The following is a 17,437-nucleotide window of genomic DNA, read 5'->3' as shown; positions in this document are numbered from 1 at the left end:
TGGACGCCGCCCCGATGCGACCATAGTCATGGACAAATTCTACACGGGTTACGGCGGTGCAGCCGTTTTATAGATTTCTATTACCACTTTGAAGAAGCGGTTCAAAAAGACGCTGTAATGGCATAAATGCCCTTCCAAAACAGACCATGTTTAACAACCGGCAACTTCATCTGCATTTCCCCTTTCGGTTTGCGAACTGATCAAATCTGTTTTCGTGTTCTTCCGGAACGAACCGCAACCAATATGGAAACTTATTTCAAAACAATGGAATCCCCCGTAGGTCGGCTAACGCTCGTCGCCAGCAGCAAGGGGCTCCGAGCCGTGCTTTGGGACAGGGAGGATCCCGACCGGACAAGTTTGGAGCGCGGCAAGGAAGACATCCATCATCCTGTGCTGGTGGAGGCAGAAAAACAACTCAGGGAATATTTTGCAAAAAAGCGGAAAGCTTTCGAGCTTGAACTGGATTTTGTGGGCAGCGACTTTCAAAAGCAGGTCTGGGAAGCATTACTGACGATTCCTTTTGGTGAAACACGCTCCTATGGCGACATAGCCCGGCAGATCGGCAATCCTGAGTCGGTGCGTGCAGTGGGCGGCGCCGCTAACAAAAACCCGATCTCCATTATCGCGCCGTGCCACCGGGTGGTGGGGGCGACCGGGAAACTCATCGGCTTTGGCGGAGGCCTCGCCAACAAGGCGTTTCTTTTGGAGCTCGAAGCGCCTTACCGGCAAATATCATTGTTCAGCTAAACTGGCCAACCCCGGCAGCGTCGCTCATTTGGCATAATCCCTGTTCTTGTAAACCTTCTTTACAATTTTTACCTGCGAATTACTTTTAAAATTCTACGCAGTGTTATATATTTAATATGTTTAATCATACCTGATTAAACTCCCCCGGTGCAGAAATCTGAAAGACGGACGCACCGGGTTTTATGTATTTAGCTTTTTTGCTACCTTTGTAACCATTATTCACTAATCACAACACCAGGTGTAAGAGACCATTTCTTCAGAAAAATAAATGCATGCGGCCGTTACGGCGGCGGCGATTATTCATTCTCCAAAGAAATGTACTTATGCTTTTTCTTCAAGGTGTTACCTATGCACACCCAAACCGGGATGTGCTGTTTACGGATATCAATCTGACCGTTAACAAGCAAGACAAAATCGCTTTAACCGGGAACAATGGCACAGGGAAATCTACCCTGCTGAAATTGCTGGCCGGCCATTTAAAACCTGTCTCGGGTGTGGCGAGGGCCGAGTCGAAGCCCTATTATGTGCCGCAGCTTCTCGGGCAATTCAATGACCAAACCGTTGCACAGGCATTAGACGTCCACGACAAATTGCTCGCACTGAAAGAGATACTGGATGGCCACCTCACCGACATCAACCTGGAACTCCTCGACGACGACTGGGGCATCGAAGAGCGCTGCCAGGAAGCATTTGCCCACTGGAAGCTCGGCGACATAGGTCTTTCGCAGCCTATGGCAACATTGAGCGGCGGACAAAAAACAAAGGTTTTTCTGGCCGGGATCATCATCCATGAACCGGATATCGTGTTGCTCGATGAGCCGAGTAACCACCTGGATGCCGGCAGCCGGGCTATTTTGTATGATTATATTCAATCCACCAGTCAAACACTCGTAGTAGTCAGCCACGACAGGGCATTGTTAAACCTGCTCTTCACCATGTGCGAACTCGGCCCGCGCGGAATAACCGTTTATGGAGGGAATTATGACTTTTACGTCGCCCAGAAAAAGATTGCAAGCGAAGCGCTGAACCAGGACGTCAAAGCCAAAGAAAAGGCGTTGCGGAAAGCGAAGGAAGTTGAGCGGGAGTCGATGGAACGTCAGCAGAAGCTGGATGCACGTGGCAAAAGGAAGCAGGAAAAGGCTGGCCTGCCAACCATTGTAATGAATGCATTCCGGAACAATGCGGAAAGGAGTACCGCACAAATGAAGGGTGTACATGCTGAAAAGGTAAGTGGTATCACCCAGGAGTTGAGCCAGTTGCGGGGCGAGCTGAGCACGGAGAGTAAAATGAAGATCTATTTTGACAACTCGGGACTGCATAGAGGGAGAATACTCATCACCGCTGAGCAATTGAATTTCAGCTTTGACGAACAACCGCTATGGACCGAAGCCCTGACTTTCCGAATCTCCAGTGGCGAACGTATTTCACTCAAAGGCGCGAATGGTTCCGGAAAAACTACTTTGATACGGATACTCCTCGGCCAGATCCTTCCTAGCCAGGGAACGATAGACCGATCGGATTTCAAACACATCTATATTGACCAGGATTATTCTCTGATCGACAATCACCTCACGGTGTATGAACAGGCTCAAAAGTTCAATTCCGGCGCATTGCAGGAGCACGAAATCAAAATACGTCTTAACAGGTTCCTTTTTGCGAAGGACTATTGGGACAAACCCTGTGCAGCATTAAGCGGTGGCGAAAAAATGCGGTTGCTGCTATGTTCCCTGGCGATCGGCAATCAGGCACCCGACCTGATCGTACTCGACGAACCGACCAATAACCTCGACATCCAGAACATCGGGATATTGACCCATGCGATCAACGAGTACGAAGGGACATTGATCGTTGTCTCACACGATACCCATTTCCTGAAAGATATCCGGATAGAGCGGGAGATTTTGTTACAGTAAATGTTCATCAAAGGTCCGGCGGGCAAGCCATCATAACGTGTGCTGCCCGCCCAATTTTATTCCCTGGTCACATAGCCGGCTTTCGGATATTTAACGGAATAACGGAAGGACAATTCTTTACTCTCCCCGCCAGGCAGCACGACTGTCCAGGTAAACTCGCCCGTCGTTTCATCTACTTTCGCTTCCGGTGCGGATTTATCAAATATCTCTACTTCACGACTCTTGGCGAGTGGAAACTGGTCCCTGACCACGATCCGGACAGGAACCTTCTTGGTATTTCTCAACACAATGCGGTAAGCACGGGTCTCGGTCGTATTATTTCCGAGAAACTGCTTTTTAATGAAGGTCTTCACCTGTTCGCGAAGAACTGTAACGGACTTGTCGACACCAAACGACAGGCTTAGTGTGTCTGACGCAACGGCGGGATCCAACCGTGTCTTTCCGATATAGCTGTTTTCCAGATAAAGGTTTACATCTCCCGGCAACAGGTTAAGCCCGGTCCACGATGGCAGGTAGGCATTGAGGAACACCTCCTGCCTCACTTTAGGGATACTCACATATTCGTAATAGCTGTCGCCGATGTTTTCGCTTTTCAGATCTACCGTGTACGTCTTTCCGTCCGACGGTAATGTATAGGCCACCGGAATTTCATAGGTCACGCTCGTGGGAGCGTCTCTTTCGTTGGTATTGAGGCGAATGGCCTCCCTTTTATTAACTATTATACCCGCAACTGCCCCGGAAAGACCTCTGGCTCGTTGTTCTCCATAACCCACCACGGTAACCTCTCCCAGCGCCATGTTATCAGGTTTAAGGTTCACGTCCATTTTGCTATCGGAAATCGTTTTGGATTGGGTTACATAGCCTATGAATGAAAAATCCAGCAGACGCTGTGCGGCAGGAAGATTGACAGGCACCGAAACCCGGTAGAAACCATTCATGTCCGTATTCGCTCCGATATTAGCTGCTTTGATAGTGACCGTCACACCGGGTAGCGGATCATTTTGTTCATCCCTGACAAATCCACTCACCTCAGTAACATCCCCGGCAACGGGAAGATTGTCCGATGAAATCGTCGCATAGCTGCTGTAATTATTAGGTGCGCCCCAATACCAGGTTTTCAATTCTGGCGAAACCGACTTGTCCCTGGGATTTGCGCTGGACAATGTGATTTTCACCTTGTTCCAATCCTCGCCTGAATATTGAAACACCCCTGCCTTGAATTGCAGTGCTATTGGCGCAGCCAGATCCGTCAATTTCGCGTCGTAAGCCGGATACCATCCCGCATTAGCAATGTAATACGATAAATCCAGTTTAACCTGAGCCGGTTTCTTTACCGATACCCGCACTGCAACCTCGGTGGTTGCCTTTCTCGACTCGGTCATGAGCGGCGAAAGTTCCTTGCCTATCCATTTGAGGCTATCGTCCCACCTTTTGATATTGTTTGCCGTTTCGAGTTTCCTCTGAAGAATTTCAACCATTCTTTTCCGCTGAAACTCAACGGCCTCTTTCAGTTCCAGCATCTTTGTCCCCGAAGTTCCTCCAATTTGCTGGTTTTTAATGAGCATTTCCTCCTCCTGCTTGTAGATCTGCTCCATGCCACGCTCGAAGGTCAGCTTTTCAGTGAACTGCGTCCGCTTGTTCTCCAGCGACGTGATGGTCTTTGATTTCTCCCCCTGCTGATGATAATCGCCTCTTGCGAAAATAGACAAAACGGTCAGATCACCCAGGCCGGACAAACGGATACTTTCTTTGTCGAGGGAACTCGACAAACCTTTAACAATGAGCTCATGTACACCTTCTTCCAAAGAAACCGTAAGGTCTCTGGTTATTTCCGCACCGTCACGATAAACAGTAACCTGCCTGATGCTGCTGCTGACAATATGGGTTTTCTGCCCGAATGCGCCAATACTGGTTAAAAGACAAAACAGAATGGATACGGGGAAAAACAAGTTACACATATTGAATTGGTTTGTGATGGGTTGGAGCTTTAAGATTCCTGAAAATGTAAAAATTAAAGTATAATTTAAAATACTAATGATTATAGGGATCTTCATTTTCAGGTAACTGTTCTCAAAAGCCATTCATGCAGAACAGAATCGTTTGGCAATGCAATGCCACGGAAACGCACCTTTTCATATCTTCGCTTAAAACAAATCCAGTGATATGCTCGATATCGTTATTGAGGCCCGGAAAGCGGCTATTAGCCAATCGGTGATTGTGAAAAGGATCCTCCCGTTTCGCCTGCGGAGAATGGTAGGACCGTTTATTTTCATGGACCATGCCGGGCCAATGGCCACGATACCCGCCAATCCATCGTCCCTGGATGTATTGCCACATCCGCATATCGGACTTTCCACGGTCAGCTATCTTTTCGACGGACAGGTAACCCATCGCGATAGTCTGGGCGTGCAGCAGATAATCCGGCCGGGGGAGGTCAACTGGATGACCGCGGGAAGCGGTATTGCCCATTCGGAACGGTTTGAAGATCCGGCTGCGTTGGCAGGAGGCCTGGAAATGATCCAGACCTGGGTTGCGCTTCCTGAAAAGGATGAAGAATCCGCTCCATCGTTCGTCAACTACACCCGCGAGCAGCTTCCCGTATTCACAGATAAGGGCGTGTGGATGCGCCTGATCGCAGGCGACGCCTATGGATTGAAAAATGAGGTGGACACATTGTCTCCGCTGTTCTACCTGCACGTTGTGCTCGATATGGGAGCCACTTGGGGTATACCATCCGGTTATTCCGAACGAGCGGTGTATGTGGTCAAAGGATCGCTGGAAGTTTCGGGTCACGTGTATGGGCCGGGGCAAATGCTAGTATTCAAAAACGGCGCCGATCCCCTCATTCGCGCGCATGAACGCACCACGCTCATGCTGCTCGGCGGCGAACCACTGGGCGAGCGGTTTATCTGGTGGAACTTTGTTTCATCCAGAAAAGACCGCATCGAGCAGGCCAAAGAAGACTGGAAACAAGGACGCATCCAATTACCTCCGGCCGACGACCACGAGTTCATTCCATTACCCGAAGACCCTTCCCGGCCTGCCGGAGCACCGCCGCGCCCCGAACCGCTTTCATAATTGACACACCTGCCGGATGCCTTGGTAACAATAGATGATGCAACCGTCCGGTTATCTTTTCAAGTAATAGAAATGACCATCCTCCGCTCCCACCAGCAAATCTGACCTGCCATTTTTGTCCCAGTCGACCACAGTCGGACTGGTGTCGTGTCCGGCCAGCCTTAGTTCCGACAATGCCCCTTTGTTGCGGAATGTAACTTTACCTTCCTTACTACCCAGGTTTTCATAAAAATCAACATTCCTGCTATCGATCAATAGATCCAGATCGCCATCGTGATCCCAATCGGCCAATGTAAATTTTCGTCTTCCGCTACCCCCATTTTCCTTTTTATTCAGCCGGAGCGGTTCACCGGTTTCGTCGTGGAATATCCTCACACCAGGCCGGAGCACGAGCCCGGTGCTACTTCGAAAACGTTCGAAGAATGCCAGGTAGCCTTCTGTATCGAGCATCACCAGGTCTGTCAGGCCATCCTTATTCCAGTCAACGGCAAATGGGGTAGTGCGCCATTGGGTGGCCAGTTCCTGCGCCGCCGGAGTCCACCACACCCATTTGGGCTTGGGGATTGTACCGTTCCATGCAACCGTTACCGGCTTCGATTTTTCCAACGCAGGTACCTTCTTCGTTCCCTTGTTCCGGAACCATTCTACCCTGCCCCAGATAGAATTAACGATCACGTCTTTCAACCCATCGCCGTCCCAATCGGCTACCGAAAGTGTTGTATAACCCCATTTTGCCTCACACGGACCCTGAATGGAACCATTGGTACCTGCCTGAATACGGATCACCTGCCCGTCTGCTTTCAGGAACCGGGGCGGTGCAAAATCCGGCTGGGCTCCTCCTCCGCGGTTTTCAATAAAGCTGATGTATCCCGCTGAGTTCCCTGTAATGATATCTTCGTCGCCATCCTCATCCCAATCTACACTGAATGGTGTGGCCAATGCACCCGATTTGACATGTCCCCCTTTTTGCTGGAAATAAATGGGAGCTTCGAAAAGCGGCATTCCATGCGGCATTCCATTTTGTTTCTTTCCGGTATTTCTAATGAATGCGACCCGGCCATCCTCGTCGCCGCTCACCAGGTCGACGTGTCCGTCACGGTCCCAGTCGACAGCGACGGGAATGATCATTTCAAGGTCCATCCGGATGTTCCCTGCCGCGTTGAACAACACTTTTCCGGCGGCATACACCGGTTTCTTTGCTGTACCCGTGTTTTCGAACCAGGTAAACTTATCGATAAACTCTCCGCAGATCAGGTCCAGGTCACCATCTCCGTCGAAGTCCGCAAAATTGGGCGACGGTGCGCCATACACGTCGATCACAGCACCACCCGCTTTGAGTCTTCCTTTGTTTTCATATTTCCCATTCTTGTTCTCGATCAGGTAGACATAACCGTGCAACGGGCCATTTGTCCAGTCGCCTTTGCTATCAAAAGCATTGTCCCAGCCATATTCCAGCCAATCGTCGATTCCTGCAATCAGATCCTGATCACCATCGGCATCGTAGTCCACATACTTCCATTGCACAAACCGTGGCTTCTTTTTGAAATCGGTATGTAGTGAGTCCGCCGAAAACAAAGGTTGTTTTTCGATGCCCTTATTTTCGGGAAACCCGGCAAGCTCAGCTCCCTGATCCAGAACATGCGGTTTACCGTCCACATATGAAACCTGAGGATGTTTCAAGCCCGCTCCCACGCGCACGGGAGCTTCAAACACCGGAACCTTTCTACCCGACTTGTTTTCAAAAAAATACACGCCATTATAAGGCACATCGGGACACGAAACAACCAGGTCCATATCGCCGTCCCCATCGTAATCCATCGGCAATGGCCAGGCCCAGAGCCCTACTCCAAGGTCCGATACCTGTTCAGCATTCTTATATTCCAATCGAACCAGGTCTCCGTATGCATTATTTCCCGCAAGCTCAGCGGGCGTTTGCCGTGATGGAAGGAACAATGTGAAAAACAGCAAGAAAGATAGCAACTTCATAGATCGTCAGTTTTAGAAAATCAGGACCATGTTACCAGCGTGCACCGGTGTTCAATTTCAGTATATAGTACTCGTATTTACCTAAGGTTTACTACTCATGGTTTTACTGGTTGCCCTGTACGCTTCCGGAACACGCGTCCGAATCCGGACAGAACTTCATCTTGCGCCTACCATTATCATTCGGTAAGAAATAAATTCAAGCAGTTGATTTTAAAATAGTTAATACAATATCTGTGGTGAAAAATCAGCACTCCTCTGTTTTGGCACATGCTTTTTTCTAATAAAGATAGTCCCGGCATAAAAAAGAGACCATTTAACCTTAGTGCGTACTAGCCATGAAAATTTAATACAAAAGCACCCGGAGTCGTCCGGGTGCTTTTGTATTAAATGCGAGTTATTTCCTTCGCCGCAGTTCCTGCGGGCAAAGCCTATCAACCGGCCAGCCGTGATGGCGGTACGCCATACATTTTCTTAAATGCAAATGAGAAATGTGAAAGGTCTTCGAAGCCGATTTCGAGATAGACGTCTGACGGAGCCTTGCCTTTCTCTTTGATGAGATAATGCGCTTCCCGCAATCGGCGTTGTTGCAACCATTTGCTCGGCGAAGTGTGAAAAACATGCTCGAAGTCGCGTTTGAAAGTGGCCAGACTCCGCCCGGTAAGATAGGCAAACCGTTTGAGTTGCACATTGAAATGAAAGTTCTTGTTCATGAAAGCTTCCAGGTCAATCTTGCCGGGTTCGCTGAAATCAAACAAAACATCTTTAATGGCCGGTTTGCATTGAAGCAAAACCATCATGGCTTCGCGCAATTTCAGCGCCTGAAGATCGGCATTGATCAGTTGATCACCTTGCACATAAGGCAGTAACGAATCCATAAAACTTCTCAATAGCCCTCCACCCGATAATTTAATGACAGGATCGAAGTTTGAACTTTTACCCGGCTCGGCCGAATACCCATATTCCATACTGAAATTTCTCAGCGCAGCCTGATCGAAGTAAATCGAGACCGACTTAAAAACACCGTCCTGCCCCGGCTGCTTGACAAACTTGATCAGTTGATTCCTCCGGATAAAACGGAAATCTCCCTCTTTGAAAACGTATTCCTGATCGCCCGTGCTTACGGTAAGCGAGCCGGATAGCTGAAAGCTCAGAACATGTTCAGACGCAAATTGCTCTCCCTCCCGGCTCCGGGTAAAGTAGCAGGAGTAGGCAATGGATGAAACTGATTTAGCAATTTTCAGGTCTGTCATAACCAAAGTTATAAAAAAGCGGACAACGCCCACTGCCCGTTTGCATTGTAAAGTCGTCGTCCGCTCAGGGATGTCGGTTTACTGTTTCGGCTGGGCTACGGTAGTATACCACTTTCCAGCGGCTGTTTCCAGAAAATTGACCGACTCATCATGGTCAGTCGAAAGGCTGACAGCCAGCCACTCCTCCATTTCGGCCTGTCTTGCTTGATCGGCGCTTTTCAGGATACCGATTGCCTCGCTTCCAAGCACCAGGTGAGCGGGCGGATTCGGGTGCGAAGCAAGTTCCACCATTACGCCAGCCGCTTTCACAGGATCCCCTACCGGCGTAAATTTTCCGCTTTTGAATAACTCCGTCCGCTGGTTGACCAATGCATAATCATCAATTTCCCGTGCGTAGGTCATGGAAGCGCCGGCCCAGTCGGTACGGAAGCCGCCCGGTTCTACACTGGTCACATAAATGCCCAGGGGTGCTACTTCCTTTGAGAGTGCCTCGGTAAACCCGCTAAGGCCAAATTTGGCCGCCTGGTACATCGTCAGACCGGCATTACCAACCCTCCCGCCAATGGAGCTGATCTGAAATATCCGACCGCCTCCCTGCTTCCGCATATAAGGCAGCACGGCACGGGTAATTTCGATCGGCGCATACAAATTCGTTTCGAGTTGGCTGCGTGCCTGCTCGTCTGTAAAAGCTTCTGCCGCGCCGATAATGCCAAAACCGGCATTGTTGACCAATACATCGATACGCCCGAAATGGGCGATCGCGCCCGCGACAGCATGGTAAACCGCCTCATAATCCGTCACATCCAAAGCAAGCGGGAGTATCTGGTCGCTATATTGCGCAACAAGGTCGTCCAGCTGGGCAATATTCCGGGCTGTTGCCGCCACTTTATCACCGTTTTGAAGCACCGCTTTTGTAAGGTCACGTCCCAATCCCCGGGAGCTACCTGTAATGAACCATATTTTTGCCATTGTCTTTTACTTTTTAAGTACAGTGCAAAGGTATCCTGTCGCTCCCCGCACGACTTGGTTGAAAAGCTCAAAGGCAGTTTGTTGAAAAGCTCACCGATTCCGGCCGCAAGCAAAAAGGCATCCGGATAATTCCCGATGCCTCTCCTAAGTACTGACGTGATTTCGTGAAACTCGAAGCCATTGTGACCTCCCGACTATCCCGATGCATCACAGCATAATCTTCAAAACACTATCTTCCCTTTGTGAACCAGCGATTTCACCGGCGAAACCCGTGCGACAGCTTCTGCGGAACAACTGGCATCGACCAGTACCACATTCGCCTCGTCACCGGCTTTCGGCCATTGCTGCCTGCCGTCGCTATCGAGCGGCAGCACGTTACCCGTGGCGAGTTTCAGGCACCGTGATAGTTCAAACTCGGTGGAATGGCCGTAAAGCTGAGCCATCAGGTTCGCTTTTTGCAGAATACTGCCGGAACCGAACGTACTCCAATGGTCGATGATGCTGTCGTTCCCGGTGACAACGTTCACATTATAGCGATAAAGCGTCGGAATGGGCATAATGAGGTTTCCGAACGGGACTGTCGAAGCAATGCCTACGCGCGCTTGTCCGAGTTTTTCAGCCGTAGCTTCCAGTTTTCCCTTTTCCAGTCGCGCCAGGACAAAGCAATGGCTCAGGAACGTTTTGCCCGCAAGCACCGTGTTTTCGTTGACTTTCTCGATAAGGTACTCCACCGTCCGCAGCCCTGCTTCACCGCCTTCGTGAAGGTGAATATCTATCCCCTTGTTATGATCCAACGCCAGTTGCACGATAAAATCAATGCTTTTCTCCACATGGCCGTCAATAGAGTTGGGGTCCAGCCCACCAATGAAATCGATATCCATGGCAGCGGCATCTTTCATCAGCTGTTCCGAATGCGAAAAGAAGATGCCATGCTGCGGAAATGCGACCAGCTCCGTTTCGAATGTCCCTTTCTTATTCCGGATCGCCTTTTCAAGGTTTTTCAGTGAATCCAGTTTTGATGTAGGCTCAATATTGACATGGCTCCTTGCGAAATTGACGCCGTGGGATTGCAACAGCTCCATCAGCTTTTCCGCCCGGTAAGTGGAAGTTTCCAGCATGCCGGGCAATACCTTCTGCTCGAAAGCGATCATGTCCCGTACCGACCGGTTTTTCGCTGACCTGGCCTTCCACTGGCCGCCATAATACGTTTTATCCAGGTGGATATGCATGTCACGGAACGCCGGCAACATCAGCAGCCCTTTCGCATCCACCGCCTCTCCCCTGGTATCATTAGGAAGCACATTTTTAATCTTACCATCTTCGATTACAATACGGAACAGGTCCGTCTGCGTGCCGACGATCTCATCCTCGTCATGGATAAATCCGGTTTCCAGTCTGACATTTTTCCATGTCCAGGTTTTATTTCCCATCGTGTCTACGGGTAACCCGGGGGCTTTGGAGTGCTCCTGCGACATCGCATCACGGCTGCCGATCAGCATTCCGCCGGCCAGGACCCGACCCGAGTTTTTGATAAAAGTTTTGCGGGAGATAGATTCTGCCATCATCGTAACAAGGTTAGGCTACAAAATTAGTGACACCGGATCTCAAAAACGATGCGTCATTTATCCCATAACTTGTATTATTTATAACTCCTTCCTGAACGCGCGGGGCGAACGGCCTGTTCGGGCCTTGAAGAAGTTGGAAAAATGTGGCAGATCGCTGAAACCGAGTTCGAATGCAATTTCTTTGGCAGATTTGCCCGAAACCAGCAGCAACCGCTTCGCTTCAAGGATCACGCGGTTATAGATCAGGTAGGTAGCCGGCACATGCAAATGCCTTTTGCAAAGTATGTTAAGATAATTAGCGGAAATATGCAGGTTGCCCGCGTAAAACGCCACATTTTTCTGGGTTTCAAAATGTCGCTCGATCAATGCCTGGTATTCGATCAACAGGGGATTCGAACGATAGGTACCTATATTGTCAAAGACCCGCTCGGCTTCCCGTCCCACGATCTGCAGGGCCACTTTGCTTCGCAGTTGTACCAGGTCCCAGTCGATAGATGGCATACGGAGCTCACGCTGCACTGATTCCAGCTCGTACCACAATGCTCCGAAAATCTCCTTGGACAAGTCTACTACCTGATGATTCTGATTCAGTATAAATGCAAGACGAAGAAAGCTCGATGAAGTTTCGAATGCCCGCCTGCTGACCATCAACTGAAATCCCGAAGTAGCTTCATCAAGTTCCCAGCGATGCACCTGCCCGGGAAACAGCAGATGTACCTGGCTGTCGGCCACGGCATAATCCTTGAAGTCTATCGAATGAATCCCGGTGCCCTTCCGGATCAGGAACATCAGGAAGAAATCGTGTTTATGCGGTTTATCGATATGGCTTTTCCCATCGGTCTCATGATACAATAGTCTGTAATCCGACTGCACATGGGACTCAAAGGCATCGATGCCGAGGGTCGGGATTTCCGTTTTCCTGTTCACGTACTGAAAATACAAAAAATATTCTCGTACAGTTACTTTGATGTCTTTCACTTCACCCGTTCTGCCGCTACTCCCCTTGAAATGGCAGGCTGATTTCCCGCCAACAAAGAGATGGCATGCAACAGCCAGATGGCAGAAGAAAACGACCCTTTTCAGACCAAAAGACGACCATGTATTATGCAGCGGGCCTGAAATCCCACCTGCCCCTGATCCAGCCCGATAAATTCTGAAACAGTCTGAACAGAGCGTCGCTGACAGCAGGGACATAGCGAAACGCCTTTTTTTCAACCGCCCGTTCGCTCCTGATTCCCATTAAATCATAGCTCTCCGCTATCGACGTCGAAAGTAATATGTCGATGGCACCGTTGGTTAACGCAGAGATGTCTTCGTGAACATCTTCCAGAAGAGTGGCCATGTCCTGGCGCAGGTGATTCCGGTCGGCGATCTGAATGGTAGTGTTGATGGCAAAATCATAAATTTCCTGGGAAAGCTGATCGCAGAGCTCGCACATATCCGTGTGGTGTGCCGGTAGCACAATATTACGGCTTTTCATTTCCTGGATTTTGCGCTCGGTTTTCATGACCATTTCGGCCCTGATTTCTGTCAAAGTCATTGTTAGGGTGCTGTTAGGGGGTTTACTCAAAAAGATAAATAGAAATTTACCAAGTAATTTTGTAAATATCCTGATAAAATTCAAATATTCTCCATCTTCCGGCAATACATTTTAATTTTTTTCTAATCCCGATCGGTCGGCCGTAGCGTCGGCGTGCCCTACTTTTAGCATCTCATCATTAAGTAAAAAAATGGTTACTGGATACGTGCCTTTCGGCGCAGCGAAAGAGTTGATCGGAACACTGCAAATAGCAGGTTGTCAGAAAATAGTGGTGGAGCAGAAAGAGGGCGATATCAGGGCTCTGTCAGCCGTTGTTTCAGCATTACAGAAAGACGATGTTCTGGTTTTCGTGAGTGTTGAGCACGTAAAGGATTTTATCGGCGTCCTCGCCCAAGCCGGGCGCAAACGGGCACACGTGAAAGCACTTGTGGAAAACATAGATACCTTCCGCGATACAACCCAATTCAGCAGTGATGCTCAACAGCAACACGCTGATGCCAGTCTCTCAACCGTAGCGTGATGATCTGCCAGGCGAAATATTTCCCGGAATACTCACCCGGGAGCCTGCCGGAGCCGATAGCGTACAAACGTCCCCTTCGCCAAACCGCCCTGTAACGACTTGCACAGCGTTTTGGCGAAGCGTTTTTTCACCTTGCAGGTCCAAAATACTTTTCCATTGATTTAGGATAATCGACAAAAGCGACCTCCGGCTCCGGAATCTCCGGATGCCACATTTTCTCCCATTCGAAGCTGTAATATCCCTTGTACCCTCCTGCTTTGAGCGCGGTGATCGCCTCTGTGAGCGGCGCTTCCCCCTTTCCGATGAAGGTGTATTCCGGCTTACCATTGATAAGCCTGCCGTCCTTTATGTGCGTGTGCCTGATGTATTTCTTTAATGTGGCATACACCTCTGCAGGCGGCTCTTTGGTGATCGACCACATGTTAAAAATATCCCAGATAAGACCTACATTGGGATGCTCGGCCTGCTTCATAATCCGGAGCAATACATCCTTCCAGATCACCTCACCGTGTGATTCAAGCAGCACGGTCACGTTCGCTTTCCCGGCATACCGTCCCAGTTCCAAAAGGCCTTCACCAATGATATCAATGGTCTTCTCCCGGTCCTGGTCCTTAGGTAGATCGTTGGGAAACACCCTGATGTAAGGACAGGAAAGTTGTTGCGCCAAATCTATAAAACGCCGGGCCTCATCCAGATTTTTATGCCGCTTTTCGGGATCGAGATGATGTAGCGCCGTGGAAGCGCCCAGGTTGCATATTTTGATCTTATGGTCTGCGAATTGCCTCTTCGTTTTCGCGATCTGCTCCGGAGAACTGAATTCCGGACAGTTGGGAAGAAAAAGCTCTCCTTGCAGTCCCCGAATTTCAACCGCCTGATAGCCCTCGGAAGCTGCCGTTGCGAGTATCTGGGAAAGCGACCATTTTGGACAGCCAAGCGTTGAAAAGGCCAGCTGCGGTTTAACTTTTTTCTGGGGCAGGTCCAGGGCCGATATTGCGGCCAACGCCATGGTATTTTTCAGAAATTTCCTACGACTGTTCATATGGGGTTTAGTAGAATGATGGTTTCAAATGCCGTCTGAAACCAGACTGCGGAACTGCAAATCCAGCCAATATAATATCAAGCCGGGAATTGTCAAAGATATCCGCTAAACGATCCCTATCACAAATCGCAGGGTAACAGGATTACCCAAATCGATCTCAATCCGGAAAGTCATACACTAAAATTCTCGCTCAGGGCGTCATTGCTGAAAATTTCATGGCAGGTTTTTTACATACAATTAAAAGCAAGAGGTCGCACCGGTTAAATCTGGCACGACCTCTTAAATATTGCTGCACTTTCCGCTTATTTCCGGATCAGGATCCTTTGTGCCGTCTTAGTTCCATCCGACCATGTGATTTCCACTACATGAATGCCTGCCGCTAATTTACCGACATTAATGGCGCCTTCTTTAGGATCGCCCAATCGGATAACTGTCTGACCATTCAGATCAGCGATACGGATATCAGAAGCTTTGGCAAAGTCCCTGACAAATAACCTATCGTTTGCCGGGTTAGGATAAACAACCCTGTTCTCCTGGTTTTCAAACCGTACGGATCGGACACGGCTGTATGTAAACGTTCCGTCATTGTCGACCATCCGCAAACGGTACAGCTTCACGCCGCCTGACGTCCCGTCGAACGGATCAGGGTCTGCAAAATGATAATCCACCCGCACTTTGCTTTCCCCGGTCGACTCCACTGTGCCGATCATCTTCCAGCTGTTACCATTCCGGCTGCGCTCGATTTCAAAGCGATCGGCGTCGGTTTCTTCGGTGGTCGACCAGGTCAATAGCGCTGTGTTGCCTTCCCGGACCACCCGGAAACTGACCAGTGTAACCGGAAGCGGAACGTCGCGCGATGCAAAAGTATAAGCGTTATAAGTATTGGGGATAACGGCCGCAGTAGTGGTGATCGACCCGGCTGTCAGATCACTGGCGCCACCGAGGATAGAAGTAACATCTACCTCGGATGGTATAGCGACCCATTCGGTGCCGTTCCAGCCAGCGATGGTCAGTTTGTTGAGCTGCCCCGCCGTCAGTGTGCCGATAGCGCTGCCCGCATCCCATGTTAATGTCAGAGCCGTAGCCGCACTGCCATCAATATCCCAGTATTCAACCGGGCTCACTGCTTCCAGAGCGTCTTCAAATGTAGCTGCCGGAAAGGGACCACCGGCAGGCAGTACAGGATAGTTCCCCCCACCCAGGTCGCTTGTGATGGCCACCGAAGGGTCTCCATGATAGTACGCCCCCATTGTACCGTCACCTGAAGCAGCAAAAGGACCGTAGAAACCATTGTCTCCCACAGGAAATACGAAAGGTGTCGATCCGTATTTCCTGACATAACCGTCCACATAGGCAGCGTCCGAGGCACCGCTTTGGGAAGCCGTGGACGCAAAGTTGAGAATGCCTATGGAAGATGGTCCCCTCACTGTACCCACAACACCGGGTAACGCGCCGCTCCCACCGTTAACAAAATCGTGAGCCCCAAAGAAGGTCATTTCGGCCCCACCAAAAATATAGGTGTTACCGGAGCTGCCTTGCTGAGCCTTTGAAGTAAAGCCGGTCACCAGCAAAGCCAGCAAAGCGACGGTCTTCGCCCAGGCAGGCGCAGCAAAAAGATTGATATATGTTTTGTTCATCTCGAAATGGATTCAGTTTATACACTATAACCTGATCGCAGCGTGCCTGTTCATCACTAACCCGCGCCGGATCACTTAAAGTAATAATCAAACTCACCGGTTAAGATGGTCACGGAGGTGTGATCTTTTCCACTGCCATAAAACCGCCGTAGCAACCCACATTTGTCCCTGATTGATTGTTTATATAGTAATAGATGGGTGTATTGGCGGTGTAAAAACCGACAGTCGTAAAAGATCTTAACGAACTGGACCCGGTAGTTAAAGTGGTAACAAAGTCCGATGGGGTGAATTGCCCGTCCCGCATAACAAATTGAGCTGATTCCTGTGAAACGGTCGTACCCACACATCGCACGCCCGTGGTGAGCCGGTAATATCCATCCGCAGGTATCAGATATTGCTTATTGGGTGCGTCGTAATTAGCTCCGAAAGAAGGCGTAAAGGGCGGCCTTTGTCCCAAACTACTCCCTGCCAGTCCTGATGTAACTATGTAGGGAGAGGCGCTGGTGTTGGTCGTTACACCATAGAATATAAATTGTGTTCCACCTTGCCAGCTGCCTCCGCCATTGGCATCGGAAGTGAATATTTTTCCGTCTCCTTGTGTGCCGTCCTGGATAGTTACCTGGCCGGTTACTTTATGGATGCTGGTCTTGCGGCCCGCCGTTGAGCCTTCCACTTCGAGATTGCTATTCGGATCGATCGTAGTCGGGTTCGTCCCGATTTTTACTTGCGCGAAGAGATCTGAGCAAGCTAGAAACATCATTGCGACCAACATGATCGCGCAAGATCTTTTTAATTCCAGAGTCCTGGTTAATAACAGTTTTGTTTTCATCGTTCGACTTTGTTTGGTTGGTATATGGAGTTAATTGTCAAGAATTATCGGTGATTTTATGCACGAAGAACCCGTTGTCGATCAAAGAGCGACATGTGCAAAACTGGGAATGCTGAGCATTTCAAAAGCCACTTGGGTATGCGTCAATAATTCACATCGACGCATCGAATGCACACTGTAAATTCGAAAGTATACGACTGGTGGTTTGGCACAATTGGCAGAAAACCTGTTTCACACTGCCGGATCATTAAACGTTTCGCAATCGCATCAATGTCACGTTAACATCGAGCGGGAAAGTTTCAATTGGGATTGTGCCGCAATTGATTTAATCAAATTTATACCATAAATTATACTATATAAGTAG

14 protein-coding genes are annotated in these 17,437 nt (G+C 49.5%); 4 read left to right on the top strand and 10 right to left on the bottom strand.

Features of this window, described 5'->3' with window-relative positions; translation table 11 throughout:
* Positions 1-243: 243 nt before the first annotated feature.
* Both BP71_RS23210 and BP71_RS23205 read left to right on the top strand, forming a co-directional pair.
* Positions 244-747, top strand: a complete 504-nt coding sequence (locus BP71_RS23210; protein WP_496383671.1) for a methylated-DNA--[protein]-cysteine S-methyltransferase — start codon at positions 244-246, stop codon at positions 745-747.
* Positions 748-1,070: 323 nt separating this feature from the next.
* Entirely contained in the window at positions 1,071-2,660 is a 1,590-nt protein-coding gene (locus BP71_RS23205; protein ID WP_496383669.1) for an ABC-F family ATP-binding cassette domain-containing protein, read from the top strand.
* A gap of 56 nt (positions 2,661-2,716) precedes the next feature.
* On the opposite strand, the gene BP71_RS23200 is transcribed toward BP71_RS23205, so the two are convergent.
* Positions 2,717-4,618, bottom strand: a complete 1,902-nt coding sequence (locus BP71_RS23200; RefSeq protein ID WP_496383668.1) for a mucoidy inhibitor MuiA family protein — start codon at positions 4,616-4,618, stop codon at positions 2,717-2,719.
* A gap of 205 nt (positions 4,619-4,823) precedes the next feature.
* Between BP71_RS23200 and BP71_RS23195 the strand changes: the two genes are divergently transcribed.
* On the top strand, positions 4,824-5,738 hold the full coding sequence (locus tag BP71_RS23195) for a pirin family protein (protein WP_496383666.1): 915 nt from the start codon (positions 4,824-4,826) through the stop codon (positions 5,736-5,738).
* Positions 5,739-5,789: 51 nt separating this feature from the next.
* Here BP71_RS23195 and BP71_RS23190 read toward each other — a convergent pair whose 3' ends face one another.
* From BP71_RS23190 to BP71_RS23165, 6 genes are all read right to left on the bottom strand, one after another.
* The gene (locus BP71_RS23190) at positions 5,790-7,724 is read right to left on the bottom strand and encodes an FG-GAP repeat domain-containing protein (RefSeq protein WP_496383665.1); all 1,935 of its coding nucleotides are present in this window, start codon (positions 7,722-7,724) and stop codon (positions 5,790-5,792) included.
* Between the two features lie 431 nt (positions 7,725-8,155).
* Entirely contained in the window at positions 8,156-8,974 is an 819-nt protein-coding gene (locus BP71_RS23185) for a helix-turn-helix domain-containing protein (RefSeq protein ID WP_496383663.1), read from the bottom strand.
* 78 nt (positions 8,975-9,052) lie between these two features.
* Positions 9,053-9,943 carry an oxidoreductase gene (locus BP71_RS23180; RefSeq protein WP_496383661.1) on the bottom strand — a complete coding sequence of 297 codons (891 nt, stop codon included), beginning with the start codon at positions 9,941-9,943 and terminating at the stop codon, positions 9,053-9,055.
* Positions 9,944-10,164: 221 nt separating this feature from the next.
* On the bottom strand, positions 10,165-11,508 hold the full coding sequence (locus BP71_RS23175) for an amidohydrolase (RefSeq protein WP_496383659.1): 1,344 nt from the start codon (positions 11,506-11,508) through the stop codon (positions 10,165-10,167).
* A gap of 78 nt (positions 11,509-11,586) precedes the next feature.
* Entirely contained in the window at positions 11,587-12,486 is a 900-nt protein-coding gene (locus tag BP71_RS23170) for an AraC family transcriptional regulator (RefSeq protein WP_496383657.1), read from the bottom strand.
* Positions 12,487-12,610: 124 nt separating this feature from the next.
* Positions 12,611-13,048, bottom strand: coding sequence for a hypothetical protein (locus BP71_RS23165; protein WP_496383655.1), 438 nt, complete (start codon positions 13,046-13,048; stop codon positions 12,611-12,613).
* 190 nt (positions 13,049-13,238) lie between these two features.
* Here BP71_RS23165 and BP71_RS23160 point away from each other — a divergent pair, with 190 nt between their 5' ends.
* Entirely contained in the window at positions 13,239-13,568 is a 330-nt protein-coding gene (locus tag BP71_RS23160; RefSeq protein WP_496383653.1) for a hypothetical protein, read from the top strand.
* Positions 13,569-13,695: 127 nt separating this feature from the next.
* Here the strand turns inward: BP71_RS23160 and BP71_RS23155 are convergent, their stop codons facing one another.
* The 3 genes from BP71_RS23155 to BP71_RS23145 form a co-directional block, all read right to left on the bottom strand.
* On the bottom strand, positions 13,696-14,607 hold the full coding sequence (locus BP71_RS23155) for a sugar phosphate isomerase/epimerase family protein (protein ID WP_496383651.1): 912 nt from the start codon (positions 14,605-14,607) through the stop codon (positions 13,696-13,698).
* A gap of 302 nt (positions 14,608-14,909) precedes the next feature.
* Complete coding sequence (locus BP71_RS23150) at positions 14,910-16,244, bottom strand: T9SS type A sorting domain-containing protein (protein ID WP_496383649.1); 1,335 nt, start codon at positions 16,242-16,244, stop codon at positions 14,910-14,912.
* A 109-nt stretch (positions 16,245-16,353) separates the two neighbouring features.
* Positions 16,354-17,073, bottom strand: a complete 720-nt coding sequence (locus tag BP71_RS23145; RefSeq protein ID WP_496383647.1) for a hypothetical protein — start codon at positions 17,071-17,073, stop codon at positions 16,354-16,356.
* Positions 17,074-17,437 lie beyond the last annotated feature (364 nt).

This window comes from Dyadobacter ginsengisoli DSM 21015 (assembly GCF_059568735.1).
This window is presented reverse-complemented; position numbering and strand designations above follow the sequence as displayed.

Coding starts and splice junctions, on each gene's coding strand:
- BP71_RS23180 (WP_496383661.1), bottom strand. CDS start 9,943: ATGGCAAAAATATGGTTCATTACAGGTAGCTCCCGGGGATTGGGACGT.
- BP71_RS23145 (WP_496383647.1), bottom strand. CDS start 17,073: ATGAAAACAAAACTGTTATTAACCAGGACTCTGGAATTAAAAAGATCT.
- BP71_RS23200 (WP_496383668.1), bottom strand. CDS start 4,618: ATGTGTAACTTGTTTTTCCCCGTATCCATTCTGTTTTGTCTTTTAACC.
- BP71_RS23175 (WP_496383659.1), bottom strand. CDS start 11,508: ATGATGGCAGAATCTATCTCCCGCAAAACTTTTATCAAAAACTCGGGT.
- BP71_RS23205 (WP_496383669.1), top strand. CDS start 1,071: ATGCTTTTTCTTCAAGGTGTTACCTATGCACACCCAAACCGGGATGTG.
- BP71_RS23165 (WP_496383655.1), bottom strand. CDS start 13,048: ATGACTTTGACAGAAATCAGGGCCGAAATGGTCATGAAAACCGAGCGC.
- BP71_RS23160 (WP_496383653.1), top strand. CDS start 13,239: ATGGTTACTGGATACGTGCCTTTCGGCGCAGCGAAAGAGTTGATCGGA.
- BP71_RS23155 (WP_496383651.1), bottom strand. CDS start 14,607: ATGAACAGTCGTAGGAAATTTCTGAAAAATACCATGGCGTTGGCCGCA.
- BP71_RS23210 (WP_496383671.1), top strand. CDS start 244: ATGGAAACTTATTTCAAAACAATGGAATCCCCCGTAGGTCGGCTAACG.
- BP71_RS23195 (WP_496383666.1), top strand. CDS start 4,824: ATGCTCGATATCGTTATTGAGGCCCGGAAAGCGGCTATTAGCCAATCG.
- BP71_RS23190 (WP_496383665.1), bottom strand. CDS start 7,724: ATGAAGTTGCTATCTTTCTTGCTGTTTTTCACATTGTTCCTTCCATCA.
- BP71_RS23185 (WP_496383663.1), bottom strand. CDS start 8,974: ATGACAGACCTGAAAATTGCTAAATCAGTTTCATCCATTGCCTACTCC.
- BP71_RS23150 (WP_496383649.1), bottom strand. CDS start 16,244: ATGAACAAAACATATATCAATCTTTTTGCTGCGCCTGCCTGGGCGAAG.